This is a genomic window from Sutcliffiella horikoshii, from assembly GCF_008180725.1.
GTDB classification, from domain to species: domain Bacteria; phylum Bacillota; class Bacilli; order Bacillales; family Bacillaceae_I; genus Sutcliffiella_A; species Sutcliffiella_A horikoshii_B.
The window spans coordinates 14,569-36,754 of record NZ_VTEV01000008.1 but is presented as its reverse complement, the minus strand read 5'-3'; the positions used below and the strand labels follow the sequence as shown (position 1 = coordinate 36,754).

The following is a 22,186-nucleotide window of genomic DNA, read 5'->3' as shown; positions in this document are numbered from 1 at the left end:
CCACATTTCTCACCTCCTACCAACTTATGATAGAAGATTGTCATATGTAAGGATTGTAAAAAACGGACATTTTATAAAAAATTGTTAGACTCTACTGCCCTCTTCTTATATTCTTCTGGAGTCATTCCCGAAAACCTTTTAAATTCCTTAATAAAATGTGATTGATCATAGAATCCGAGGTCAATTAACGCCTTGAAAACCTCTTCATCTTTTTGTGAATACAAATAGCTGAACGACTTTTCAAATCGGAATATCCTTGCCAGTAACTTCGGAGTGACTCCCATATGATCATGACAAACCCTACCCAAATGACGTTGCGAAACACCCAATCTGTCCGCAAGTTTAGAGATCGGTTGTTCTGGCCGGACATTCAGCTGTCGGGTTATCTCTCTCATCAGTGTAAGCTGTTTTACTTTATCATGATCCATACTCCTTCTTAAAAAAAGGTCTATAATAGAGAATGCTTCTACCGTGGAGGCTGCTTGAGAGATACGTTCATACAGCTGTTCATACAATTTTCCTGTAACATCTATTAATGGCTCCACCGAGTTTACCGTCTCGTTAACAGGGAGGCGTAAAAAAGGAAAAAGACCGTATGGATGAAACCTTATTCCTATCAAGTTTGATTTTCCCTTATATGAAATGTGCAAAGGTTCATGCTGAATACCAGATAACCATGCCTGGTGGACTTTATTGGTTTGTCGGTTCACCACCGTGTAGTTTCCATCTAAAGCAAATATCATTTCTATGTTTCCATTAGGAAGAATGGTTTCATTTTTAGGAGTTGGTCCTGCATCCAATTGAACACGCCAATAACACTCCACCCACGGGGCTAAAACTGGGTTAGGTTTACTAGATTGATAGAGCATTTGCGTTCACCTTCTTATGAAATAAATCTGATAACTTTCAATTAATATTAGTATATCATGAGTTATAAGATCGCTTGCTCGGTAAGTGAAGGAATGAAGGCTTCTCTTGGTTTACTTACTTGTCACAAAGGTCTTCATCTTGGCAATGAGGACCTACCTACTCCTTTTTCCTTGTCACGGAGGTCTTGATTACAGCGATGAGGACTTCTCTCCTCCTCGTTCCTCTTCACGGAGGTCTTCATTACAGCGATGAGGACTTCTCTTCTCCTTTTTCCTCGTCACGGAGGTCTTCATTACAGCGATGAGGACTTCTCTTCTCCTTTTTCCTTGTCACGGAGGTCTTCATTACAGCAATGAGAACTTCTCTCCCCTTTTTTCCTCGCCACGGAGGTCTTCATTACAGCAATGAGAACTTCTCTCCTCCTTGTTCCTCGTCAAAGAGGTCTTCATTACAGCAATGAGAACTTCTCTCCTCCTTGTTCCTTGTCACGGAGGTCTTCATAACGGCAATGAGGACTTCTCTCCTCCTTTTTCCTCGTCACGGAGGTCTTGATAACAGCGATGAGGACCTCTCTTCCCCTTTTTCCTTGTCACTGAGGTCTTGATAACAGCGATGAGGGCCTCTCTACTCCTTGTTCCTCTTCACGGAGGTCTTCATTACAGCAATGAGGACTTCTCTCCTCTTTTTTCCTCGTCACGGAGGTCTTCATTACGACGATGAAGAATTAGCATGAAGATTACCTAAACACTAAAAAAAGCCACAGGATCACATAGATCCCGCAGCTACATCTAACATTTATGCACCTTTTTCCTCAGCACTTGCCGACTCATCTTCCCAGCATTCCGTATTTTCTAACCCTTTAATATTACTCGCATAGAATACAGGATCTTTTCCTTCTTTACGTTGCTTTAGATAATCCTTCAGAACAGCAAGAGCAATTTTCCCGATAAAGGCCAATGCTATAAGGTTGGTAATAGCCATCAATGCCATGAATAAATCTGCGAGATTCCACACCATGCTCAGACTAGCTACTGAACCAAAGACTGTCATACCAAGAACTGCAAAGCGGAAAATCATTATCGCTGTTTTGCTTTCTTTAATAAATTCTATATTGGATTCTCCATAATAATAGTTTCCGATAATGGAACTAAAGCAGAATAATAGAATTGCAATCGCTATGAAGATGCTCGCCCAAGGGCCAACATGTTCAGCTAGCGCCACCTGTGTCAACTCAATTCCTTCCATTTCTTCTCCGCCAGGAATTCCTGCCAGCAGTATAATGAAGGCTGTTGCACTACAAATTAAGATAGTATCCACAAATACTCCGAGTGTCTGAATGAAACCTTGTTTGGCAGGATGACTTACGTCAGCAGTTGCCGCTGCAACCGGAGCACTACCCATACCAGCTTCATTCGAGAACAGTCCACGTTTTACACCATTCATAATGGCAGCACCGATACCACCGGCTACCGCTTCGTTAAAGCCAAAGGCACTTGAGATAATCACGCCGATTAATCCTGGAATTTCTCCAATATTGATTGCAATGACATATAGCGCCAACAACAGGTAAGAAACAGCCATAACTGGTACGACGACTTGTGAAACTTTGGCAATTCTCTTTACTCCTCCGAAGATTACCATAGCTACAATTGCCGTAAGTACTAATCCAAGCACTAAGCGATTCACGCCAAAGGCTTCGTTAAACGCGACGGTAATCGTGTTCGCCTGAACCGACGTAAATGCCAGCCCAAAACAGAACGTGATCAAGACAGCGAATAAAACACCCATCCAACGTGCTCCCATTGCCTTTTGCATATAGTAGGCTGGTCCACCTTTGAATCCGCTCTTATCCTTTACCTTGTATACCTGCGCAAGCGTACTTTCAATAAAACTTAAGGACGCACCAAACAGCGCAACCACCCACATCCAAAATACAGCACCAGGACCTCCAAGAGAGATGGCAATTGCCACACCTGCAAGGTTACCTGTTCCTATTCGAGTTGCCGCACTGATACAGAAGGCACCAAAGGACGACACTCTCTTTTTCGCTTCATTTGAGGTCGGGCTCTCTTTTAATAACCGAAACATCTCACCAATCTGTCTAAACTGAACAAACTTTGATTTCAAAGAAAAGTAAATCCCTAAGCCAACCAATAAAGCAATAAGAACATAAGACCAAAGAATTTTATTACTCCATTCAATAATTATGTCTATCATGATGTTCACACCTTTTCTGTAAGATTCCACACTTGCAATATTGGTAGCGCTCCCAATATTTGTTTCTCCATAAAAATATTTAATAGAAAAGCTTTAAAGTTTTCCTATTAAATACTTTTATCACTGAGGCTGTTGTTATTACAGACCAGTTAGCGAACTCTACAAGTGTTATATAATACTTTTATAACTTTATCACTATGCTAAAATAGTTTCAACAATTATTATTGAATTGAATACTTTCTCTATTTTCAAAATTTCACCCTTTCTAATTAAACCCAATAAATTCTTATTACCTTTCTTTACTGAAATGGTTTATACTAAATCTACTAACATGGACCATTAGGAGGAAGCTATATGACAGAAAGTAATGAACCTAAGAAAATCAGTCTGCAAGAAGCGATGAAAAAGCAATTGGAAAATAAAAAGAAGCAGGCAGCAGGCGGCAAAGGGAACTTTAATAGTGCACAAGGATCACAAAAAATGAAAAGCCAACAAACAAAAAAACCTAGCAACACCAGAAGAAAGATGGGCGTCTAAAGCAATTTAATAGGCAGTAAGTGGATATATAACTCCACTTACTGCCTTTTTTTCATATGGAAGGTTTTTTCGCCAAATACAGTCAGCTTTGTTCCTTGCCTCCCCCTTTTTTTCTCAATTAACCCCATCTTTTCTAGAGTTTCAAGCCTTGTCCTTACTTGCTGTTCAGTTAAGAATCTCCTACCGCTTCTTGTTGCTTCCGATATTTTCATCCGGCTGACTGTTTCCCCAGAAGACTGCAATTGATAGATGATTTCTACTAAGTAGCTCAATTCTTCATTCAATTCATTTGGAATGTACGGAAGTTCGGCTGGCTCCATAGTAGCAGCTACTTCCTTTATGCTCTTTTTGGCCTGCTGAAAAAAACCTTCATTCGGTATATCTTCCACCTTTATCGTATTTTCTTCGCACACAGCAAGCATATAATCTAGAGTGTTTTTTAGTTCACGGATATTCCCGTACCAGTTATATTCCTTAAGTTTCTCTAATACTTCGAATTCCAGTGTTATGGATGGTTGATCACTTTGCTGAATGAAGTGATGTATAAGGTGTACGATGTCTTCCTTTCGTTTACGAAGTGCAGGAAGCTGTAAGAACAAGACTTTTAAACGGTGATATAAATCTTCTCTGAATTTCCCCTCTTCCATTAAAGAGAGCAAGTCCTTGTTCGTGGCTGCTACAACTCGAACATCCACCGGAATAATTTTATTCCCTCCTATGCGAAGCAGTTCTTTTTCTTGCAGCACGCGAAGTAATCTTGCTTGAACCTTCAAGCTGATATCTCCTATTTCATCTAAGAAGATGGTACCCCCGTTCGCTTGCTCAAACAGCCCTTTTCTTCCTCCCTTTTTTGCACCTGAGAATGCACCTTCTTCATAACCGAAAAGTTCACTTTCCACAAGATCTTCTGGAAGGGCACTGAAATTAACTGCCAGGAATGGACCGTTGCTACGTGGAGAAGCATTGTGGATAGAGCTTGCAAACAACTCTTTCCCTGTACCACTTTCCCCTTGTATGAGGATAGTTAGTTCGGTTTTAGCTAGCTTACGGGCTATTTTCTTTGTACGAAGTAATTCTGGATGACTACCCACTATATCCTCGAAATGATATTTTCCATAGAAGCCTTTTTTCACTAATTCTCTTTTTAATTGCTTTTCCATTTCAATCGTTTCACTTGCATCTTTAAACGTAACAACTATCGTACCTTGTGGATCTATCATGAAACGATGGACCATAAAGCTCAATGCATTGATGGTAAAATAACCGTCCGCTTCTTCCTGCCGTTTGTTCATAATGAAATCATAAAGATTTCGTTCGGTAATCACATCGCGAACATGTCTGTCGACCGCTTTCCTCATTGGAATTCGAAGAAACCGTTCCATTATTTCATTAAAGACTGTAATCCTTCCCAGCTGATTAATGGCCAAAATCCCATCATTCACTCCGTTTACCACCTTTTTCAGGTGATCACTGATCTTATTCGCTTCCTGGTTTGCGTCCCCTAACCTTTTACTCAATCTTGTAATGGTACTTATGTATTTACTAGAAACCTGATCCTGTTTTTCTTCTAAAAGGCCCAGCCTGTTTAATATTGTAATAATGGTCGTAATGTCGATAAGCCTTGGACCTATATTGATCACTTCTTCCACATATGGAGGTACGAGGTCAAGTTCACCCGGAGTAATAGCAATTTTTATTTGTTCTTCGTCCTTTTTGCCAGGGAAATAGGGGATCAATTGAAGATGATTAATTCCAAGAATTTCGAAGGAAGAGATCGCTTCCTGGACCGTTTCTGGAAAGTCGTTCACATATAGTACTTTTTCGCCACTTGCAACGCTGTATATTTTATCAATATTAAGGAAGTTAACAATTCGCCTCGCTACTAGTACTGTACAATTGTCTCCAATATATTCTTTGGCTTCCTCTTCTATTAAATGGGAGGATAAAATAATCAGTTGATTGTGTACCTTTGTGACTTTGTGGGCATCAACGGAATAACTGCGAATTCGGATAAAATCGCCGACGATTTCGTTCAATTGGTTATCAAGTGTTCTTCTCGTTTCTTCTGACCCGGCTAACAGCGTCAGTTCTCTTACTTTTATCCCCATCCCCACATACCTCCATCTATAGAAAAACACTGTCCTTTTAGGAAACAGTGTTTTTCTACTATTATAACTTACTCGAATGTTCCTTTTACAAGCAGTTTTTTATTCCACATCATTTTTTGTCCAAGTGCAATAACTGACTCCACCTCAAATGACGAATCATTTAAGATAACAAGATCGGCATCCTTACCTACTTCAAGTGTTCCTTTGGATGCTAAGCGCAATACTTTAGCAGGGTTCTCTGTAATAACTTTCAATGCATCAGCAGGTTGGACCCCTTCCTCTAAGATAGCGTCTTTCACTTCTTTATATAGGGATGTGACCCTTCCTAATTGCAAGCCTATGAATTCTCCATTTTCATCAAACTCCGGCAAGCTTGCCTGACCATCTGAAGAAAATGTAATCTGCCCGATTGGCACTCCTTTATTGAGCATCTCTTTCAAACCTACACTGCATTTCGTTTCACCTTGTTCAAGGAATTTCGCGATACTTGAAGTGGTAAAGTCTACATAGCCGCCTCTTTTGGCATGTTCTATTCCCGCTTCAAATAACTCTCGATTACGATTGATATGTGTAGGCAAGAATTGACGGACTGGGATATCCGTTTTTTCAATAACCTCTTTTAAAATCGATAGTTTGCTAACACTGTCTCCTAAATGCATATTAACGATTCCTGCTTTGCCAGAAAGCATGCCGCCGACCCGTGCAGCTGCTGCGATTTTTGCGATTTCCTCGTAACTAGGCTGAGAAGAACGGTGATCGGCAATCGCTATCTCCCCAACTCCGATAATCTCTTCGATTAAAATGAGGTCATCTTCAACCATTCCCGTCAGTGTTTTGACGGGAACTTGATAGGACCCTGTGTGAACATAGCAACTAATTCCTTCTTCTTTTAACGCTTTTGCTTTTGCAATAAGGCTTGTCATTGTCCGTGTAGTTCCATCTGTCCCAATAACCCCAACAAGGGTGGTGATTCCACCTTTAATCGCATCCGACAACACAAGTTCAGGGGTGCGGGTACGATAACTGCCTTCTCCGCCGCCCCCCATGATGTGGACATGGTTATCTATGAAGCCTGGCACCACTAACTGGCCTGTGATATCGAGTACTTCTATATGGGCTGATTCTTCAAATTGTATGCTGTCCTCTATGGCCGCAATTCTTTTATCGACAATTAATATGTCTTTTTTCCCTAGATAATCAGGGCTGTAAACGGTCCCGTTTTTCAATAACTTAATCATGTAAGAAGTCTCCTTCAGTTTTTCATCCTATTCCACCCAAAGTGATAATCTAATATTTGTGACCGTTCCTTTTTTATAAGATGCTAAGGCTTTAGGCTCATAGTCTACATCACTTTGGTAGTATTTAGAAATATCTCCCTTTTCCCATTGTAACGCAAAAACCGGATCAGATGCATCACCTTTTACAGTGGTGACCTGTTCTGTTTCTGTACTTTTAGCAAAAGAGAGCAGGGATTTCGTAGATTCATATTCTCCGCTGAATAGGTTAGGGCTTTGATAAGGAGTGGCGTCACTTCGATCCACTTCTTTTTTATTTCCAGCAGGGATGACTTCTTTTGTAACCATGTTGAAGATATCTCCTTCCGTCAAGTAATGCACAATGACATTATCTACTTCAAATCCTGGGGATGTACCTTGTTCATTGAAGGTTGCACCACTCGCATCAAGAATCCATACACCATTCTCTCCTACCACTTTACCAATATCACCTTTTACCTCAAGTGCAGTTCCCTCATCCAAGCCCACACCGATTTCATGGCCTGTATCTCGCATTGCGACAAGCAAACGCCCGAGTCTGCCACGCATATCAAAGTGCGTGTCGGTTAGGATGTTTTCAACAAGGCCAAGCCCTGGAATCTGAAAATTATTGTCTTTAAGAGTTGGATCAAGAAAGCCTGTTAACGGTACATCAGCGACGGTTTTCAATTCCGTATCATTGATCACTAACGCTTCAAAACTCCTCCCCACACCAAACATTGGGTTACTCATGACATGTGCACCTGCACTTGTTCCTGCTACCACGCCGCCATTGTTATACACAAATCGAATGGCATCCATAAGCGGAGTCGCCGTTCCCTCATCTTCAAGCAACGACCTTGCATGCTTCATTTGATCTCCACCCTGAAGCATCACTACATGACTGCTTTTCACAAGATTAACGAAATACTCGTTATTAGCGACAAAATCGAAGGTGTCTACTGCCAAAGGAATATATACCGGTTCAAAGCCCCTGTTTCTAAACTCGGTTTCAAGAGCCAAATAAGGTCCATCATCAAGGTGAAAATGGTCGTACGCAACGTCTACAGAATCTCTTGAACTATTAAAAATGGCGATTCTCGGACGCTCCACACCCGCAGCTTCTCGTATTGCGTTGAAATATGCATCCGTATCCCCTGTGGAACCTCCAGCAGGAAGCACCGTGCCTACACCGTCCCCGATTGTTTCCAAAGGTACAGGCATAGAGTTGGTGTTTATCATCTTAATAGATTTACTAGATCCAAGCACTTTTTCTTCGCTCACTGCAGTCACATAGGCATAATACAGCCCATTGCTTAATGTGTCTCCCTCGATTGTCTTTTGATTAGGAGCAAAGGAAACTGGTTCATTTCCAGTCTCATTTAGAGAAAGTAATTTCCCTCTATTATCTCTTTCTAGCTTTTCAAGAGATTCCACATTCTCTCCGCTAATAATGGGCTCCACCAGTTTTGTCAGTCCTTTTGAAGAGTAAAATAAAAAATAGTGAGTGACTTTTTCATCATCAGCTTGTTTAAAAGTCACGGAATAATTTTCAATCTTCCCTCCGCTACCCAGCAGTTCAACATTAGTAGGGTAAGGATTAATGCTGATGGTTCGGTCTGCCTCTGTCATTCCCAATACTCCATCCTCTCCAAGTGTTGCTGCATATGCGTGATAATCGCCTACATTCAAAGGCTTTCCTGTGATTACATCTACCTGCCCTGATCGAAAGGTATTTCCCACTCCATCTGCGTAGCTCAGATTAGAAATTTTATAAATTTTGTCTTTATTCTCCCCCTCTTCCCGGGAGGTCAGATGCTGTTCTATTTGTTCTGGCGTCAACCTATTCATATAATCCCAAACTTCATAAAAGTCTTTTTTGGAATAAAACATTAAATACGCCTTTACACCTTCCATCACTTCTGCCTTTTGAAAGCCCAGCTGATAATCTTCAATAACGGAGCCATCTCCATTTTGAAAAAGCGTAACATCTTTCAAATCATAATCTGGACCTTTTTCAACAAATAGCGTGTACGTATCTTTTATTCCCTTAGGAGTCGCAACATCGATTTTTACTCTTACCTTACTTGACGGCACCTCCACTTTCACTACTTTGCGATGATTTACTCTTTTTCCATTTACCGCCACCTTAGCATTTACAGCCACTGGGGTAATCGACAACAACAGTTTTTCATCGTTAGTTTTTACAGTGTATTCTTTTACCTCCGTGCTAAACTCACCCTCCAAATGTCCGTTAAGCACGATCAATTCTTTCAAATCGGTATTATGGACATGGGAAGGCTTTGCATAACCGCTTGTTGCAGGAAATAATAAAGCACCACATAGCAAAACAGCAAGCATCTTCGTTAAACGTTTCCACTGCTTTCTCAGCATGAGGATACCTCCATTGTTTTATTTTCCAGAGAATACAAGTGACAGGCGACCTGGTGACCAGCGGAGTGTTCTAACAACTCAGGACGTTCGGTATGACATTGTGCCATTACTTTCGGACATCTCCCTACAAACGCACAGCCTTTGGGCGGGTCCACCGGAGAAGGGACATCACCTTGAAGAATGTTTCTTTCCTTTCGCTCTCTCGGGTTGGAAATAGGGATGGCATCAATCAATGATTCCGTATAGGGATGAAGCCTCTTTTCAAAGATTTTATCCGCTTCACCTATCTCTACGATTCTACCTAAATACATCACCGCCACCCGATTACATAAATGCTGAACAACACTTAAATCGTGGGAGATAAATAGATAGGTCAGCCCAAATCCTTCTTGCAAATCTTTTAATAAATTTAAGATTTGTGCTTGGATAGAAACATCTAGAGCCGCGACTGGTTCATCGGCGATAATTAATTTCGGCTTTAAAATAAGTGCCCGGGCAATTCCTATACGTTGCCTTTGACCTCCTGAGAATTCATGGGCATATCGGTGAAGATAATTCTTATTTAATCCACATACCTCCATGATATCTTCCATTAATTTTCGTCGTTTGTTTCTTTCTACTCCGTGTGCCTTTAAAGGCTCAGCTAAGATTTGCTCTACTGTTAGTCGAGGATTAAGTGATGCATAAGGATCCTGAAATACCAATTGCATGTCTTTGCGCCTGCTTCTCATTTCTTTAACCGAGAAATCTCGCAAATTCTCCCCCTGGAATTGTATCTTACCTTCTGTCACCTTTAGCAGCTGAGCAACTCCTCGTCCAGTTGTTGATTTCCCACAGCCGGACTCCCCCACCAAACCTAGCGTCTCTCCTTCATTTATCGTAAAAGAAACACCGTCTACTGCTTTTACATAAGATGCAACCTTTTGTCTTATCCCTTTTTTGATCGGAAAATAAATTTTAAGGTCTTTTACTTCTAACAACGGTTTATTCATACAGTTACTCTCCTATCCGCATGAAGCCAGCACCTGCAGGAATGACCCTTGTTTACTTCTAGCAGTTCTGGATCCTCTTCTCTGCACAATGGAATTGTCTTACTGCAACGATCAGCAAAACGGCAACCTTTTGTAATTGTCCCAGCCAACGGAACCTGTCCTGGGATGGAACGAAGTCTGTCTCTTTTCTCCCCAAGCTTTGGAATCGACTCTAACAGTCCAATTGTATATGGATGCTTAGGGTTATTGAACAATGTATCGACATCCGTTTCCTCCACGATTTCTCCTGCGTACATAACTATCACTCTGTCACACATTTCTGCAATCACTCCAAGATCATGAGTGATCAGCATGATGGCGGTATCGGTTTTCTCTTTCAAATCTTTCATTAAGTGGAGAATTTGCGCCTGGATGGTTACGTCCAACGCTGTTGTCGGCTCATCTGCAATTAATAGCTTTGGTTGACAAGCAAGCCCCATGGCAATCATCACACGCTGGCGCATTCCACCGGAGAGCTCAAAGGGATACGCTACGTAAATTTGTTCTGCACGCGGAATTCCTACTAGTTTCAACATATCTATCGATCTCTCTCGTGCCGCTTTTTTTGTCATGTCATTATGTAAAAGCAACACTTCGTCCAATTGCTTTCCGATGGTAAATACAGGATTAAGGGATGTCATCGGTTCTTGGAAAATCATAGAAATCTCGTTACCTCTAATTTTCCGCATATCCTTTTCTTTTTTAATCAGCAGATTTTCTCCTTGGTAATGGATGGATCCACCTGTTATTTTTCCTGGTGGCGAGGGTAAAAGCCTCATGATAGATAAGGACGTGACACTCTTTCCACAACCAGATTCTCCTACAATGCCAAGCGTTTCTCCCTTATGAACGTCAAAGGATATCCCATTTACCACTTTCAACTGCTTTCCATCACTTTTAAAGCTAACCTCTAAATCTTTAATTTCAAGCACTTTTTCCATCTATGTTGCCACCTCCTACTCTTTTAACTTCGGATCAAGCGCATCACGCAATCCATCTCCCAAAATATTAAAACTTAGAACGGTAATAACAATTGCAAGTCCAGGGAAAAACGTCGGATGAAACACATTTCCACTATTGTCCTTTGCTGCACTTAACATAGAACCCCATTCTGGAGCAGTAATGTCTCCTCCGAGTCCAAGAAAACTTAGTGCTGCACCGATCAAGATCGCCACTCCAATCCGCATCGTTAAGTAAACCATTACCACCGACAAAGTTCCCGGGAAAATATGTCTCATGATAATCACGCTATCCTTAACTCCGATTGATTGGGCGGCTTCCACATAAGTCATTTCTTTTAACGCAAGCGTACTTCCCCTTACAATCCTTATAAAAATAGGAATGGTGAAGACCGCCACCGCAAAAATAATATTTGTAAGTCCTGCACCGAGGAAGGCAATTACAGCAATTGCGAGTAAAATCCCCGGAAATGCGAGAAGAATGTCAGTAAACCTGGTAATCAAACTATCTGTTTTGCCTCCATAATAGCCAGCTATCAAACCCAGCGCCGTTCCAATCACAGCACCGATGGCAACAGAAACAAAGCCGATAATAAGCGTTTCTCTTGTCCCCATGACCACTCTGCTGAAGATATCTCGGTTCTGGTGATCTGTCCCAAAGAAATGAAGGGAAGAAGGTGGTTGATGCTTGTAGATGTCTACTAAACTCACTTCTGCTGTTTCCGGTATAATAGAAACCAGCCTAGGTGTAATCTCATCCACCCCTACCGGAAGATGCACAACCGAGGAGACTGTACCAGCTACAACTTGTATTAGCGCGTCCCCCTGCCCTTTTAAAGTGACAAGCCCTTCTTTGGAAACAGTTGCGAGCTCCTCATCAAGGGACAGGAACTCGATTCCCCCGTCACTTTCCTCAGAACTTCCCGCAGACACAAAGCCACTTCCTTGATTGGTACTTTCCTTTTCATCCTTTCCATCCAATAGGAAAGCATTTATTTCATCTAACCCATTGATGGAGCTTCCATCTGAAAAAATCGCCTTTAGGTTAATGGAGTATCTATCGCCTCTACTCATTATTTCATTCGGTTGCTCGGCTTCTATCCGAATAATGCTTGGCTCTATTTTTTCCGAATCATCCGATACGCTGACTCCTACCAGAGACCGAACTCCTTCACTTTCAATGGTTGTGCTGGTAGTTCCAGAAGTATTGGCTGTTATTGTCACACCATCTGTCATTTTTCTGATGGAGGCAATTCTTCTATCTTCACTTTCAACGTTGACCCTTTCTAAATCGGAGCCAGCAATAGTACTTCCATCACTTAAAACCCCTTTAAATTCTACTTGTTGACTTGTTAAATTCTCTGAATCGATGCCTTTTTCTTCATATTGAAGTGTGACAGGGCGATACGGATCAAACGGGGCAATAAACGAACCAAAAACGCCAACAAGCACAATGAAAGCAACAATGATAAACGCGACAAAAGCAAATCGCTGTTTGATAAATTTATGAAGGAACACCTTGAAAGGAGAATACGAGGTGTGCATTTTTTTGCCCATAGTTTTGTCTCCTTTACTATTAATCGTATCTAATCTGAGGGTTCAGAAACCCGTAACTTATATCCACTAATAGATTGACTACTAAAAACTGAAAAGAGAACAGTAAGATTAGTGCCTGGATGACCGGATAATCCCTTGCGAGAATGGAGTCGACAAGGTATGACCCTAGTCCTGGCCAAGCAAATACTTGTTCCACTACTACAGCTCCCCCAATGAGGAATCCAAACTGAAGTCCTGTCATAGTTACAACAGGGATGAGTGCATTTCTTAACACGTGACTCCACACAACAACCGATTCTTTCTGACCTTTTGCTCTGGCAGTCCTTACATAGTCCTCCCGCATTACCTCCAGAACACTTGACCTAGTAAACCTTACGATGGTGGCAGCTACCCCAAATCCCAGCGTGATGGACGGGAGGAATATATGAGCAAATGTTCCGCTTCCACTTGTCGGAAACCACCCAAGCTGCACAGCAAATATCTGCATGACCATCAGACCGAACCAGAACTCAGGTACACTTAGCGCTGTAATAGCAGATACCATTCCAAGCCGGTCCCACACCGTATTTCTTTTCGTAGCGGAAATGATTCCAACAAAAATCCCAATAAGGATTGCCCAGAACATGGCAAGCATCGTTAAGGTAAATGTAAAGCCAAACCGCCTTACGATTTCTGAGGACACTTCCGTTTTTGTCCGGTAGGAAGACCCAAAATCCCCGTTTACCAACATGTTATACATATAGGTACCGTACTGGACGATCAGCGGTTGATCGAATCCTTCCTTCGCTCTCAAAGTCTGGTACGTTTCTTGATCCAACTCCGCTCCGTACATGATTCGTATCGGATCTCCAGGAGTTAAGTGCACAAATAAAAAAGCAATAATCGTAATGATAAGTAAAATAGGAATTATGCCAATAATTCTTCTAATTGCAAATTGAATCATGCAGTCCACCTCTTCTTATAAAGAGTAGACTCATAGGTTTCTCAGTTCCTATGAGTCCATTTTATATTATTGTTTTTCTACTAAATTAAGATGTACTCCCCCTGAAGGAAGAACATAAATACCATTCACATCTTTCCCTTTTGCAATGATAGTGTCCGGAATATGCAAGAATACCCACGGAGCGTCCTCATAAATTTTCATTTGAATATCCCCATAAATGGATAATGCTTGTTCCTGGTCAGGCGTACGAAGGGCATCGTCAAACAGGCCGTCCAATTCTTCATTAATATAAAAGCCTGAGTTATTGAAGTTTGGCGGTACACGATCAGATGCAAAGTTTGGTCGCAATCCATAATCAGCCTCACCTGTTCCCGGTGACCAGCGTCCAATCCAAAGATCTGTCTTTTCCCCTGCATCTAACATTTCAAAAAGGGTACCACTTTCAAATGCCTGTACTTCCACATCAATGCCAATCTCTTTCAATTGAATGGCAACGTACTCTGCAACAGAAACGAATTCCGTTGTATTTCTTGTCCATAATGTTGCTTTGAATCCTTCTTCCATTCCTGCTTCTTTCAGTAATTCTTTTGCAAGTTCCTTGTCATGTTCATATACATTTTGCCCTGCATATCCATAAACAGCAGGAGCGATAGCGGAATCCGCCACTTGTGCATATCCGTCTGCAATTTGCGCAATAAGCCCATCTTTATCCACGGCATGGTTCATCGCTTGACGAACTTTTAGATCTTGGTATTTCTCCTCTTGAAAATTCATTCCGATATAGAAAACGTTTGTAGATGATCCAACATATAAATCAACGTTCTCTTCCTGTTCAAGTTCTTTTGCATTAAGCGTAGGGATTGGGAAGATTACATCCACCTCTCCTGTTTTCAGCTTATTGACACGAGTGCTCGCTTCAACAATTGGAAGGAAAGTGATGCTTTCAACTTTTGGCTCTTCTTGTGCATTCCAATAGTTTTCATTTTTTGTGACAACAATCTGCTCGCTGTCCTTCCACTCTTGGAATTTGAATGGTCCGGTGCCTACTGGATTACGGTCTAAGTTATAATCAGGGTCTTCTTTCTTCTTTTTCAATTCTTCCGGTGATTTGAAAGATGCAGAAGAGTGTGCCATGTAAGATGCCATTGCAGAGTTAGGCTCTTCCGACTTAATCGTGATGCTGTATTCATCATTTACTGTCACTTCACTGATAAAAGAGAAAAAGGATGCACGAGCTAAGCCATTTTCCTCATCACGGACAAAGTCGAGATTCTCTTTTGCCACTTCAGCATTGAAATCTGTCCCATCATGAAACTTAACACCTTGCTGAAGAGTGAATGTAATTTCCGTTGCATCTTCATTAAAGTTGTATTCTGTGGCTAGGACAGGGATAAGATTCATCTTTTCATCAAAACGAAGGAATCCTTCAAACATCGTACTCTGAACAGTCGCAGAGTTTCCATCAGTTGAGTTGAACGGATCTAAGGACGTTGGTTCTGCTTCAATACCGACTGTTAACTCGCCACTAGCTTCTGTTGTTTCTTCTGGTGTATTGTTTTCATTCGTGCTTTGGTCAGGTTGCGCATTGCTACTGTTATTAGTGGTTGTGTTCGAACTACACGCTGCAAGAAAAAGTAGACAGATTATTAATAAATACTGCATCATCCATTTTGCTTTACTCTGTTTTGGTAATTGCCTTTGCATACAGTTGATTCTCCCCTTTTTGAATTATGTTTTTATTCTCATTAGTGATAGATGCAAAAAGCGTGCCAAGAATAGAATATTCAAAAAATTTATACGAAAGGTGCAGTATGGGGGGGGTGGGGTGGGGAAATTCTTTTGGTTGCTTTAATTGGGTGTTTTTTGGGTGACATTGTGTGTTTGGGTTGTTTTTTGGTGGTTTTTGGTGAAATTGAATTGGGACTGGAGATATGAAAAGCATGTCAAAGGACTTTGAATAGCTTCTATGACGACTGGACCACTGCTTTTTCACTCTCACCGGTCGTCATACACTCCCTATGACGACCACTCCTCTGCTTTTTCCCTCTCACCGGTCGTCATACACCTCCTATGACGACCGCTCCTCTGCTTTTTCCCCCTCACCGGGCGTCATACACCTCCTATGACGACCGCTCCTCTGCTTTTTCCCCCTCACCGGGCGTCATACACCTCCTATGACGACCGCTCCTCTGCTTTTTCCCCCTCACCGGGCGTCATACACCTCCTATGACGACCGCTCCTCTGCTTTTTCCCCCTTACCGGTCGTCATACACTCCCTATGACGACCACTCCTCTGCTTTTTCCCTCTCACCGGTCGTCATACATCTCCTATGACTACCGCTCCTCTGCTTTTTCACTCTAACCGGGCGTCATACAAAATCTCAAACACAAAAAACCACCCCCAACAACTTCTGAGAGTGGCCTTTCCAAAAAACTATTAATAATTTGCCTTCAATTGAGAGAAATCAACTGCTCCGTCTTCCACCAAGTGGCAGGCAGATTGTTGGCTTACACCAGGAATTCCATGAAGCTTTGGTTCTTCCGTTCTGCAACGATCGAATGCATAAGGACAACGCGTATGGAAGCGACATCCTGCAGGCGGATCAATTGGAGAAGGAACATCTCCTTTTAAAATGATGCGCTCTTTCTTCTTGCCAAGATCGGTACTTGGAATTGCAGATAGTAACGCTTTTGTATAAGGATGCTGTGGATTTGCAAAAAGGGCATCCTTATCAGCGACTTCTACAATTTTACCTAAATACATAACAATGATTCTATCGGAAATATGACGTACAACCCCAAGGTCGTGGGAGATAAACAGATACGTCAAGTTATACTCACGTTGTAATCTTTTCAACAGGTTCAACACCTGCGCCTGGATCGATACATCCAATGCAGATACAGCTTCATCACATACAATCAACTTCGGGTCCACCGATAATGCCCGCGCTATCCCAATACGCTGACGTTGCCCTCCACTGAATTCATGTGGGTGACGGTCAACCTGGTGAGCACCAATTCCAACCGTTTCAAGCAATTCGACGATTTTTTTGCGACGGTCTTTTCGAGGCACAACATTTTGAATTTCTAATGCTTCCTCTAAAATCTGGCTTACTGTTTGACGAGGGTTTAATGAAGCATACGGATCTTGGAAAATAATTTGCAGATCCTTACGTTTTTTTCTCATCTGAGATTTGTTTAAAGCAAGTAAATCTTCCCCTTGGAAACTTACTTCTCCGGAATAAGGATTATCCAGACGTAGGATTGCGCGACCTGTTGTGGATTTTCCACAACCGGACTCTCCAACGATACTTACTGTTTCCCCTTCCTTCACGGAAAAACTGATGTCATCTACTGCTTTGACATGGTTAACCGTTCTTCCGAAGATTCCACCTTTAATAGGAAAGTATTGTTTAAGGTTTCTTACTTCTAATAATGTTTGATTACTCATGGCTAGCAGCAACCTCCTCATCTTCCCACTTCTCTGTATAGATCCAGCAACGAACCTGATCGCCGTCTTCTGTTTCCTTCAGCTCCGGCAAACTGCTGTGACAAATGTCTTTCGCATGCGGACAACGAGGGGCAAAGCGGCATCCTTGTGGCAGATTGAAAGGACTTGGTACAGACCCATCAATAACTGATAGATCTCCTTCTACATCCTGATCATGCTTTGGAACAGAGTTTAATAGACCAACAGTATACGGATGTTTCGGGCTTGAAAAGATGGTTTGAACATCCGCATATTCTACCACTTTACCGCAATACATTACCGCTACCTTGTCACACATTTCAGCTACAACACCAAGGTCATGGGTAATCAGCATAAGCGACGTCCCAAGCTCATCTTGCAATTTTTTCATCAAATCAAGAATTTGGGCTTGAATGGTTACATCCAAAGCAGTCGTCGGTTCATCGGCAATCAATAGTTCCGGGTTACAGGCAAGCGCAATCGCAATCATGACACGTTGACGCATACCACCTGATAGTTCAAATGGATATTGTTTTGCACGTTTTTCAGGAGATGGGATGCCAACTAAGCGGAGCATATCCACTGCTTTCACCCATGCAGCCTTCCGCCCAAGTTTTTGGTGAATGCGAACCGATTCCGCAATTTGCTCTCCACAGGTTAATGTCGGGTTAAGTGACGTCATTGGTTCTTGGAAAATCATTGAGATATTATTTCCTCGAAGATTCATCATCTCTTTTTTCGATTTATCCAAAAGGTTTTCACCTTTAAATACAATTTCACCACCGATAATTTTCCCAGCACCAAGACGCATGATAGAAAGAGAGGTAATACTTTTACCAGATCCTGACTCTCCTACAACTCCTAGTGTTTTCCCTTTTTCAATAGAAAAATCTACACCATCAACTGCTTTGACTTCTCCTTCATCAGTGAAAAAAGAAGTTCTTAAATCTTTTACTTCTAATATGTGCTCGCTTTTAGCTGTTGTCATTTTTTTCACCGTCCTTTAGTTAAGGTCTATACGCTTGTTAATCATTCGGTAGGTAATATCTACAAGGAAGTTCACCAACACGAATAACAATGTACAAACAAGAATGGTTCCTTGTACCATTGGAAAATCTCTCATTGTAATGGAACTGATGATTAAACGACCTATTCCATTGATTGCAAATACCGTCTCTGTTATTACAGCTCCACCAAGTAATGTACCAAACTGTAGACCTACTACTGTAACTACAGGTATTAATGCATTTCTTAAAGCATGTTTATATATGACATATTTATCACTTACACCTTTTGCATAAGCTGTCCGAATATAATCTTGATCTATAACATCAAGCATACTAGAACGAGTCATCCTGGCTATGATGGCCGCACCACCAGTACCTAAAGTAATCACCGGTAGTACCATCTGTTTCCAGTCATTACCCCACCCTGCAACAGGTAACCAGCCAAGGTTTACAGAGAATAAATAGATTAACATTATTCCAAGCCAAAAGTTTGGCATGGATACTCCAAACAAGGCAACAATCATTATAGAAGTATCTGCAAAGGAATATTTTCTTGTTGCAGAAATAATACCAGCAATTAGGCCAAGAAACACAGAAAGAATAGTTCCCCAAATTGCAAGTTCAACAGTTATCCATATTCTATTTGTAAATATCTCTGAAGTAACATCACGGTTTGTTCGAACAGATGTACCAAGATCCCCTTGCACTGCATTACTTATATAGTTTAGATATTGAACATGATAAGGGTCGTTTAAGCCAAGCTTGTCCCTCATTGCTTCAATTTGTTCCGGACTTGCTTGTTCCCCTGCCATAATTTGTGCAGCATCTCCGGGAATTAAGTGCACCATCATGAAAACTGCTAATGTCACACCAAACAATACCGGGATTGTTTGTAAAAGTCTTCGTATGATAAAAATTAACATGTTAATTCACCTTCTTCTCCATTATTTTCTCGATTTTGGATCTAACGCATCTCGCAGTCCGTCACCCATCATGTTAAATCCAATAACAACGAGCAAGATGACAAGTCCAGGAAACAACGTAATATGCGGAGCTTGCGTTAAATAAGCACGTCCTTGGCTTAGCATAGCTCCCCATTCAGGAGTAGGTGGTTTTGTTCCCATTCCGAGGAAGGAAAGAGCACTTGCAGTAATAATGGCTGACGCGATATAAAGAGTTGCTTGTACAATAATTGGCGACATAATATTTGGAAGGATATGACGGAAAATAATTCTTCCATCTTTTGCTCCCATCGCTTTAATTGCATCCACGTATTCAAGTTTTTTCACACTTAATGTAGATCCCCGTACAATTCTTGCGAAAGACGGTACCGCATAGAAAGCTACTGCAATAATTACATTTCTAGTACTAGCTCCTAGTACACTAACAATAGCTAATGCCAGTAGGATACCTGGAAAAGCAAGTAATACATCACAAATTCTCATTATCAGACTATCAACCCATCTGCCATAATAGCCTGCTACAATTCCTAAAGTTACTCCTGCTATCGCCCCCAAAATCGTCGAGACGAATCCAATTCCTAAGGAAATCTTTGTTCCATACAGTAAACGACTGAAAATATCCCTACCTAATTCATCTGTACCTAAATAGTGCTCAGAAGATGGCCCTTGAAGCTTGTCCATTACATTGGTTGTATTTGGTTCATGGGTAGCTAGTACTGGGGCAAGCGCTCCGAGTATTACAACAGCTAATATAATAATAACCCCTGCCATGGCGGCTTTATTTTTAGCCATTCTTTTGTAGAAAGTCTTCCATCTTAGTGACTTTGCACTTTCCACTTTAACCGGAACACCCGTTGTCGTTTGAGGTTGTGGTTGACTCATGGTTCTTCTCATCCCTTCATCTGTTTGTAACATTCTTAACAATTCTAAATTTTCAACACAGCTAGCTACTATAATAACGATTATTTTGTAATATTACAATAGTTTTAAAGAGTCTCATGATACATAATTTTAAGAATCATTGAAAAAGAACTTAATAATATTCTTCATTATATGTATGAAAAAATTAACAAAAACGTAATATTAATAGAAAACTAGCCCCACATTATTACAAAAATAATAAAATTGTTAAAATTTCTTGTAAAAGAACTCTTGTGAATTTTCAGTTTTTAGATTATTATAAAAATCAATCATGGCTTATCCATTGATTACAAACTTGTATCAACAAAATATTTAGGGGGTAATTTTAATGAAAGCAAAAAAGAATGTGTTTTTCTTGCTTCTGCTTTCACTTATGCTAGTTCTTTCGGCATGTAGTGGCGGAAACAACAGTAGCGGATCCACAAACAACAGTGGTTCTGGTGACGGTGGAGAAGTGGAAGGTCAAGAAGGTGGCGAATTATCATTCGTAGTTGGTGCCGATGCTCCAACACTTGACCCTCATGGAATGAATGATACTTCTACAACAAACGTAACAACGCAAATTTTTGACCGTTTAACTGCATATGAAGCAGACGGAACTGTAGTACCTTCACTAGCTGAGTCTTTTGAAGCTATTGATGACACTACTTGGGAATTCAAATTACGCACAGATGTTAAATTCCACGATGGAACTGACTTTACTGCAGAAGCTGTTAAGTTAACACTTGACCGCATTTTAGATCCTGAAACTGCATCTCCACGTGCAGTAGTAGTTAACATGATTAAAGAAGTTGTTGTAAAAGACGACCACACAGTTCATATTATTACGGATAAGCCTTTTGCTCCACTTCCAGCTCACTTAGCACATAACGCTGGTTCTATCATCGCTCCATCTGCGATTGAAGAAGAAAAAAGCGGCGGTAAAACAGTTGACGAAAACCCAGTTGGTACAGGTCCTTTCGTATTTGACAACTGGAACCGTGGTTCTGAAATCGTTCTAAAGAAAAACGCTGACTACTGGAATGGTGCTCCTGCACTTGATTCCATTAAATTTGTTGTAGTACCTGAACAATCTACTCGTGTTGCAATGCTTGAAACTGGTGAAGCAAATGTTACACAAGTTGGAGCTTCTGACGTTGCTCGTGTAGAAGGTATGGCTAGCGCTGGTATTGAATTAACTAACGTTCGCGGTACTCGTATGGACTACTTAGGTTTCAATATGGATAAAGAGCCTTACAATATCAAAGAAGTACGTCAAGCAATTTCTATGGCAATCAACAAAACAGATATCGTTGACGGTATCTTAGACGGTCAAGGTGTACCTGCTGTTGGACCTCTTGCTCCTACAGTTGTAGGTAACTACCAAGATCTTGAGCCACTTGGATATGATGTAGAAGCTGCTAAGCAACTACTTGCAGATGCTGGCTTTGAAGATGGTTTTGAAACAACACTTTATGTAAACTCTGCAAACGCTGAGCGTGAGCAAATTGCAACACTTGTACAAGATCAATTAAGCCAAATTGGAATCAAAGTAAACATTGAAATCATTGAGTGGGGTGCATTCCTTGATGCAACTGCTAATGGTGAGCACGAACTATTCATCCTTGGATGGACTACAGTAACAGCTGATGCTGACTATGGTCTATATGCTCTATTCCATTCTTCAGCTTTCGGTGCTCCTGGTAACCGTTCTTTCTATAAGAACGAACGTGTAGATGAGTTACTTGACCTTGCTCGTTCTGAGACTGACCAAGAAAAACGTAACGAAGCTTACAAAGAGATCTCTGAAATTCTTGTAGACGAAGCTCCAATGGTTTACTTGCAACATCCTGACTTCAACTATGGAACAAACGGTGCAAACGGTCTATTCGTAGACTTCAGTGGTACTCCTTACTTCCACGGTGTGAAGCTTAACTAATTAAACATGACCCCCGACTAGCGATTGTCGGGGGTTTTAA

At 41.2% G+C, this 22,186-nt stretch carries 16 protein-coding genes; 2 read left to right on the top strand and 14 right to left on the bottom strand.

Going from position 1 to position 22,186, the window contains the following annotated elements; genetic code table 11:
• Positions 1–71: 71 nt before the first annotated feature.
• Together FZC76_RS18235 and FZC76_RS18230 are read right to left on the bottom strand one after the other, a co-directional pair.
• On the bottom strand, positions 72–869 hold the full coding sequence (locus FZC76_RS18235; protein ID WP_148989606.1) for an AraC family transcriptional regulator: 798 nt from the start codon (positions 867–869) through the stop codon (positions 72–74).
• A 796-nt stretch (positions 870–1,665) separates the two neighbouring features.
• Complete coding sequence (locus FZC76_RS18230; RefSeq protein WP_148989605.1) at positions 1,666–3,087, bottom strand: alanine/glycine:cation symporter family protein; 1,422 nt, start codon at positions 3,085–3,087, stop codon at positions 1,666–1,668.
• Between the two features lie 354 nt (positions 3,088–3,441).
• Between FZC76_RS18230 and FZC76_RS18225 the strand changes: the two genes are divergently transcribed.
• On the top strand, positions 3,442–3,624 hold the full coding sequence (locus tag FZC76_RS18225; protein WP_148989604.1) for a hypothetical protein: 183 nt from the start codon (positions 3,442–3,444) through the stop codon (positions 3,622–3,624).
• Between the two features lie 38 nt (positions 3,625–3,662).
• Here the strand turns inward: FZC76_RS18225 and FZC76_RS18220 are convergent, their stop codons facing one another.
• From FZC76_RS18220 to FZC76_RS18165, 12 genes are all read right to left on the bottom strand, one after another.
• Positions 3,663–5,732 (bottom strand): sigma-54 interaction domain-containing protein, encoded by a 2,070-nt coding sequence (locus FZC76_RS18220; protein WP_148989603.1) that lies wholly within the window; start codon positions 5,730–5,732, stop codon positions 3,663–3,665.
• 68 nt (positions 5,733–5,800) lie between these two features.
• Positions 5,801–6,970 (bottom strand): beta-aspartyl-peptidase, encoded by a 1,170-nt coding sequence (gene iadA, locus FZC76_RS18215; RefSeq protein ID WP_148989602.1) that lies wholly within the window; start codon positions 6,968–6,970, stop codon positions 5,801–5,803.
• A 27-nt stretch (positions 6,971–6,997) separates the two neighbouring features.
• A complete protein-coding gene (locus FZC76_RS18210; RefSeq protein ID WP_148989601.1) occupies positions 6,998–9,379 on the bottom strand; it encodes a cyanophycinase in 2,382 nt (793 codons plus the stop codon).
• On the bottom strand, positions 9,373–10,371 hold the full coding sequence (locus FZC76_RS18205) for an ABC transporter ATP-binding protein (protein ID WP_148989600.1): 999 nt from the start codon (positions 10,369–10,371) through the stop codon (positions 9,373–9,375). Before FZC76_RS18205 ends, FZC76_RS18210 begins: the two co-directional genes overlap by 7 nt.
• Positions 10,368–11,351 carry an ABC transporter ATP-binding protein gene (locus FZC76_RS18200; protein ID WP_148989599.1) on the bottom strand — a complete coding sequence of 328 codons (984 nt, stop codon included), beginning with the start codon at positions 11,349–11,351 and terminating at the stop codon, positions 10,368–10,370. The genes FZC76_RS18205 and FZC76_RS18200 overlap by 4 nt, the downstream gene beginning before the upstream one ends.
• A gap of 15 nt (positions 11,352–11,366) precedes the next feature.
• Positions 11,367–12,926, bottom strand: coding sequence for an ABC transporter permease subunit (locus tag FZC76_RS18195; protein ID WP_148989598.1), 1,560 nt, complete (start codon positions 12,924–12,926; stop codon positions 11,367–11,369).
• 19 nt (positions 12,927–12,945) lie between these two features.
• The gene (nikB, locus tag FZC76_RS18190) at positions 12,946–13,869 is read right to left on the bottom strand and encodes a nickel ABC transporter permease (protein ID WP_148989597.1); all 924 of its coding nucleotides are present in this window, start codon (positions 13,867–13,869) and stop codon (positions 12,946–12,948) included.
• Between the two features lie 66 nt (positions 13,870–13,935).
• Entirely contained in the window at positions 13,936–15,573 is a 1,638-nt protein-coding gene (locus tag FZC76_RS18185) for a glutathione ABC transporter substrate-binding protein (protein WP_148989596.1), read from the bottom strand.
• A gap of 733 nt (positions 15,574–16,306) precedes the next feature.
• Positions 16,307–17,320 carry an ABC transporter ATP-binding protein gene (locus tag FZC76_RS18180; protein WP_148989595.1) on the bottom strand — a complete coding sequence of 338 codons (1,014 nt, stop codon included), beginning with the start codon at positions 17,318–17,320 and terminating at the stop codon, positions 16,307–16,309.
• Entirely contained in the window at positions 17,313–18,326 is a 1,014-nt protein-coding gene (locus FZC76_RS18175) for an ABC transporter ATP-binding protein (RefSeq protein ID WP_148989594.1), read from the bottom strand. The genes FZC76_RS18180 and FZC76_RS18175 overlap by 8 nt, the downstream gene beginning before the upstream one ends.
• Positions 18,327–18,341: 15 nt before the next feature.
• On the bottom strand, positions 18,342–19,268 hold the full coding sequence (locus FZC76_RS18170) for an ABC transporter permease (RefSeq protein WP_148989593.1): 927 nt from the start codon (positions 19,266–19,268) through the stop codon (positions 18,342–18,344).
• 21 nt (positions 19,269–19,289) lie between these two features.
• The gene (locus tag FZC76_RS18165) at positions 19,290–20,189 is read right to left on the bottom strand and encodes an ABC transporter permease (RefSeq protein ID WP_148989592.1); all 900 of its coding nucleotides are present in this window, start codon (positions 20,187–20,189) and stop codon (positions 19,290–19,292) included.
• A 367-nt stretch (positions 20,190–20,556) separates the two neighbouring features.
• Between FZC76_RS18165 and FZC76_RS18160 the strand changes: the two genes are divergently transcribed.
• Complete coding sequence (locus FZC76_RS18160; protein ID WP_148989591.1) at positions 20,557–22,146, top strand: glutathione ABC transporter substrate-binding protein; 1,590 nt, start codon at positions 20,557–20,559, stop codon at positions 22,144–22,146.
• Positions 22,147–22,186: the final 40 nt, after the last annotated feature.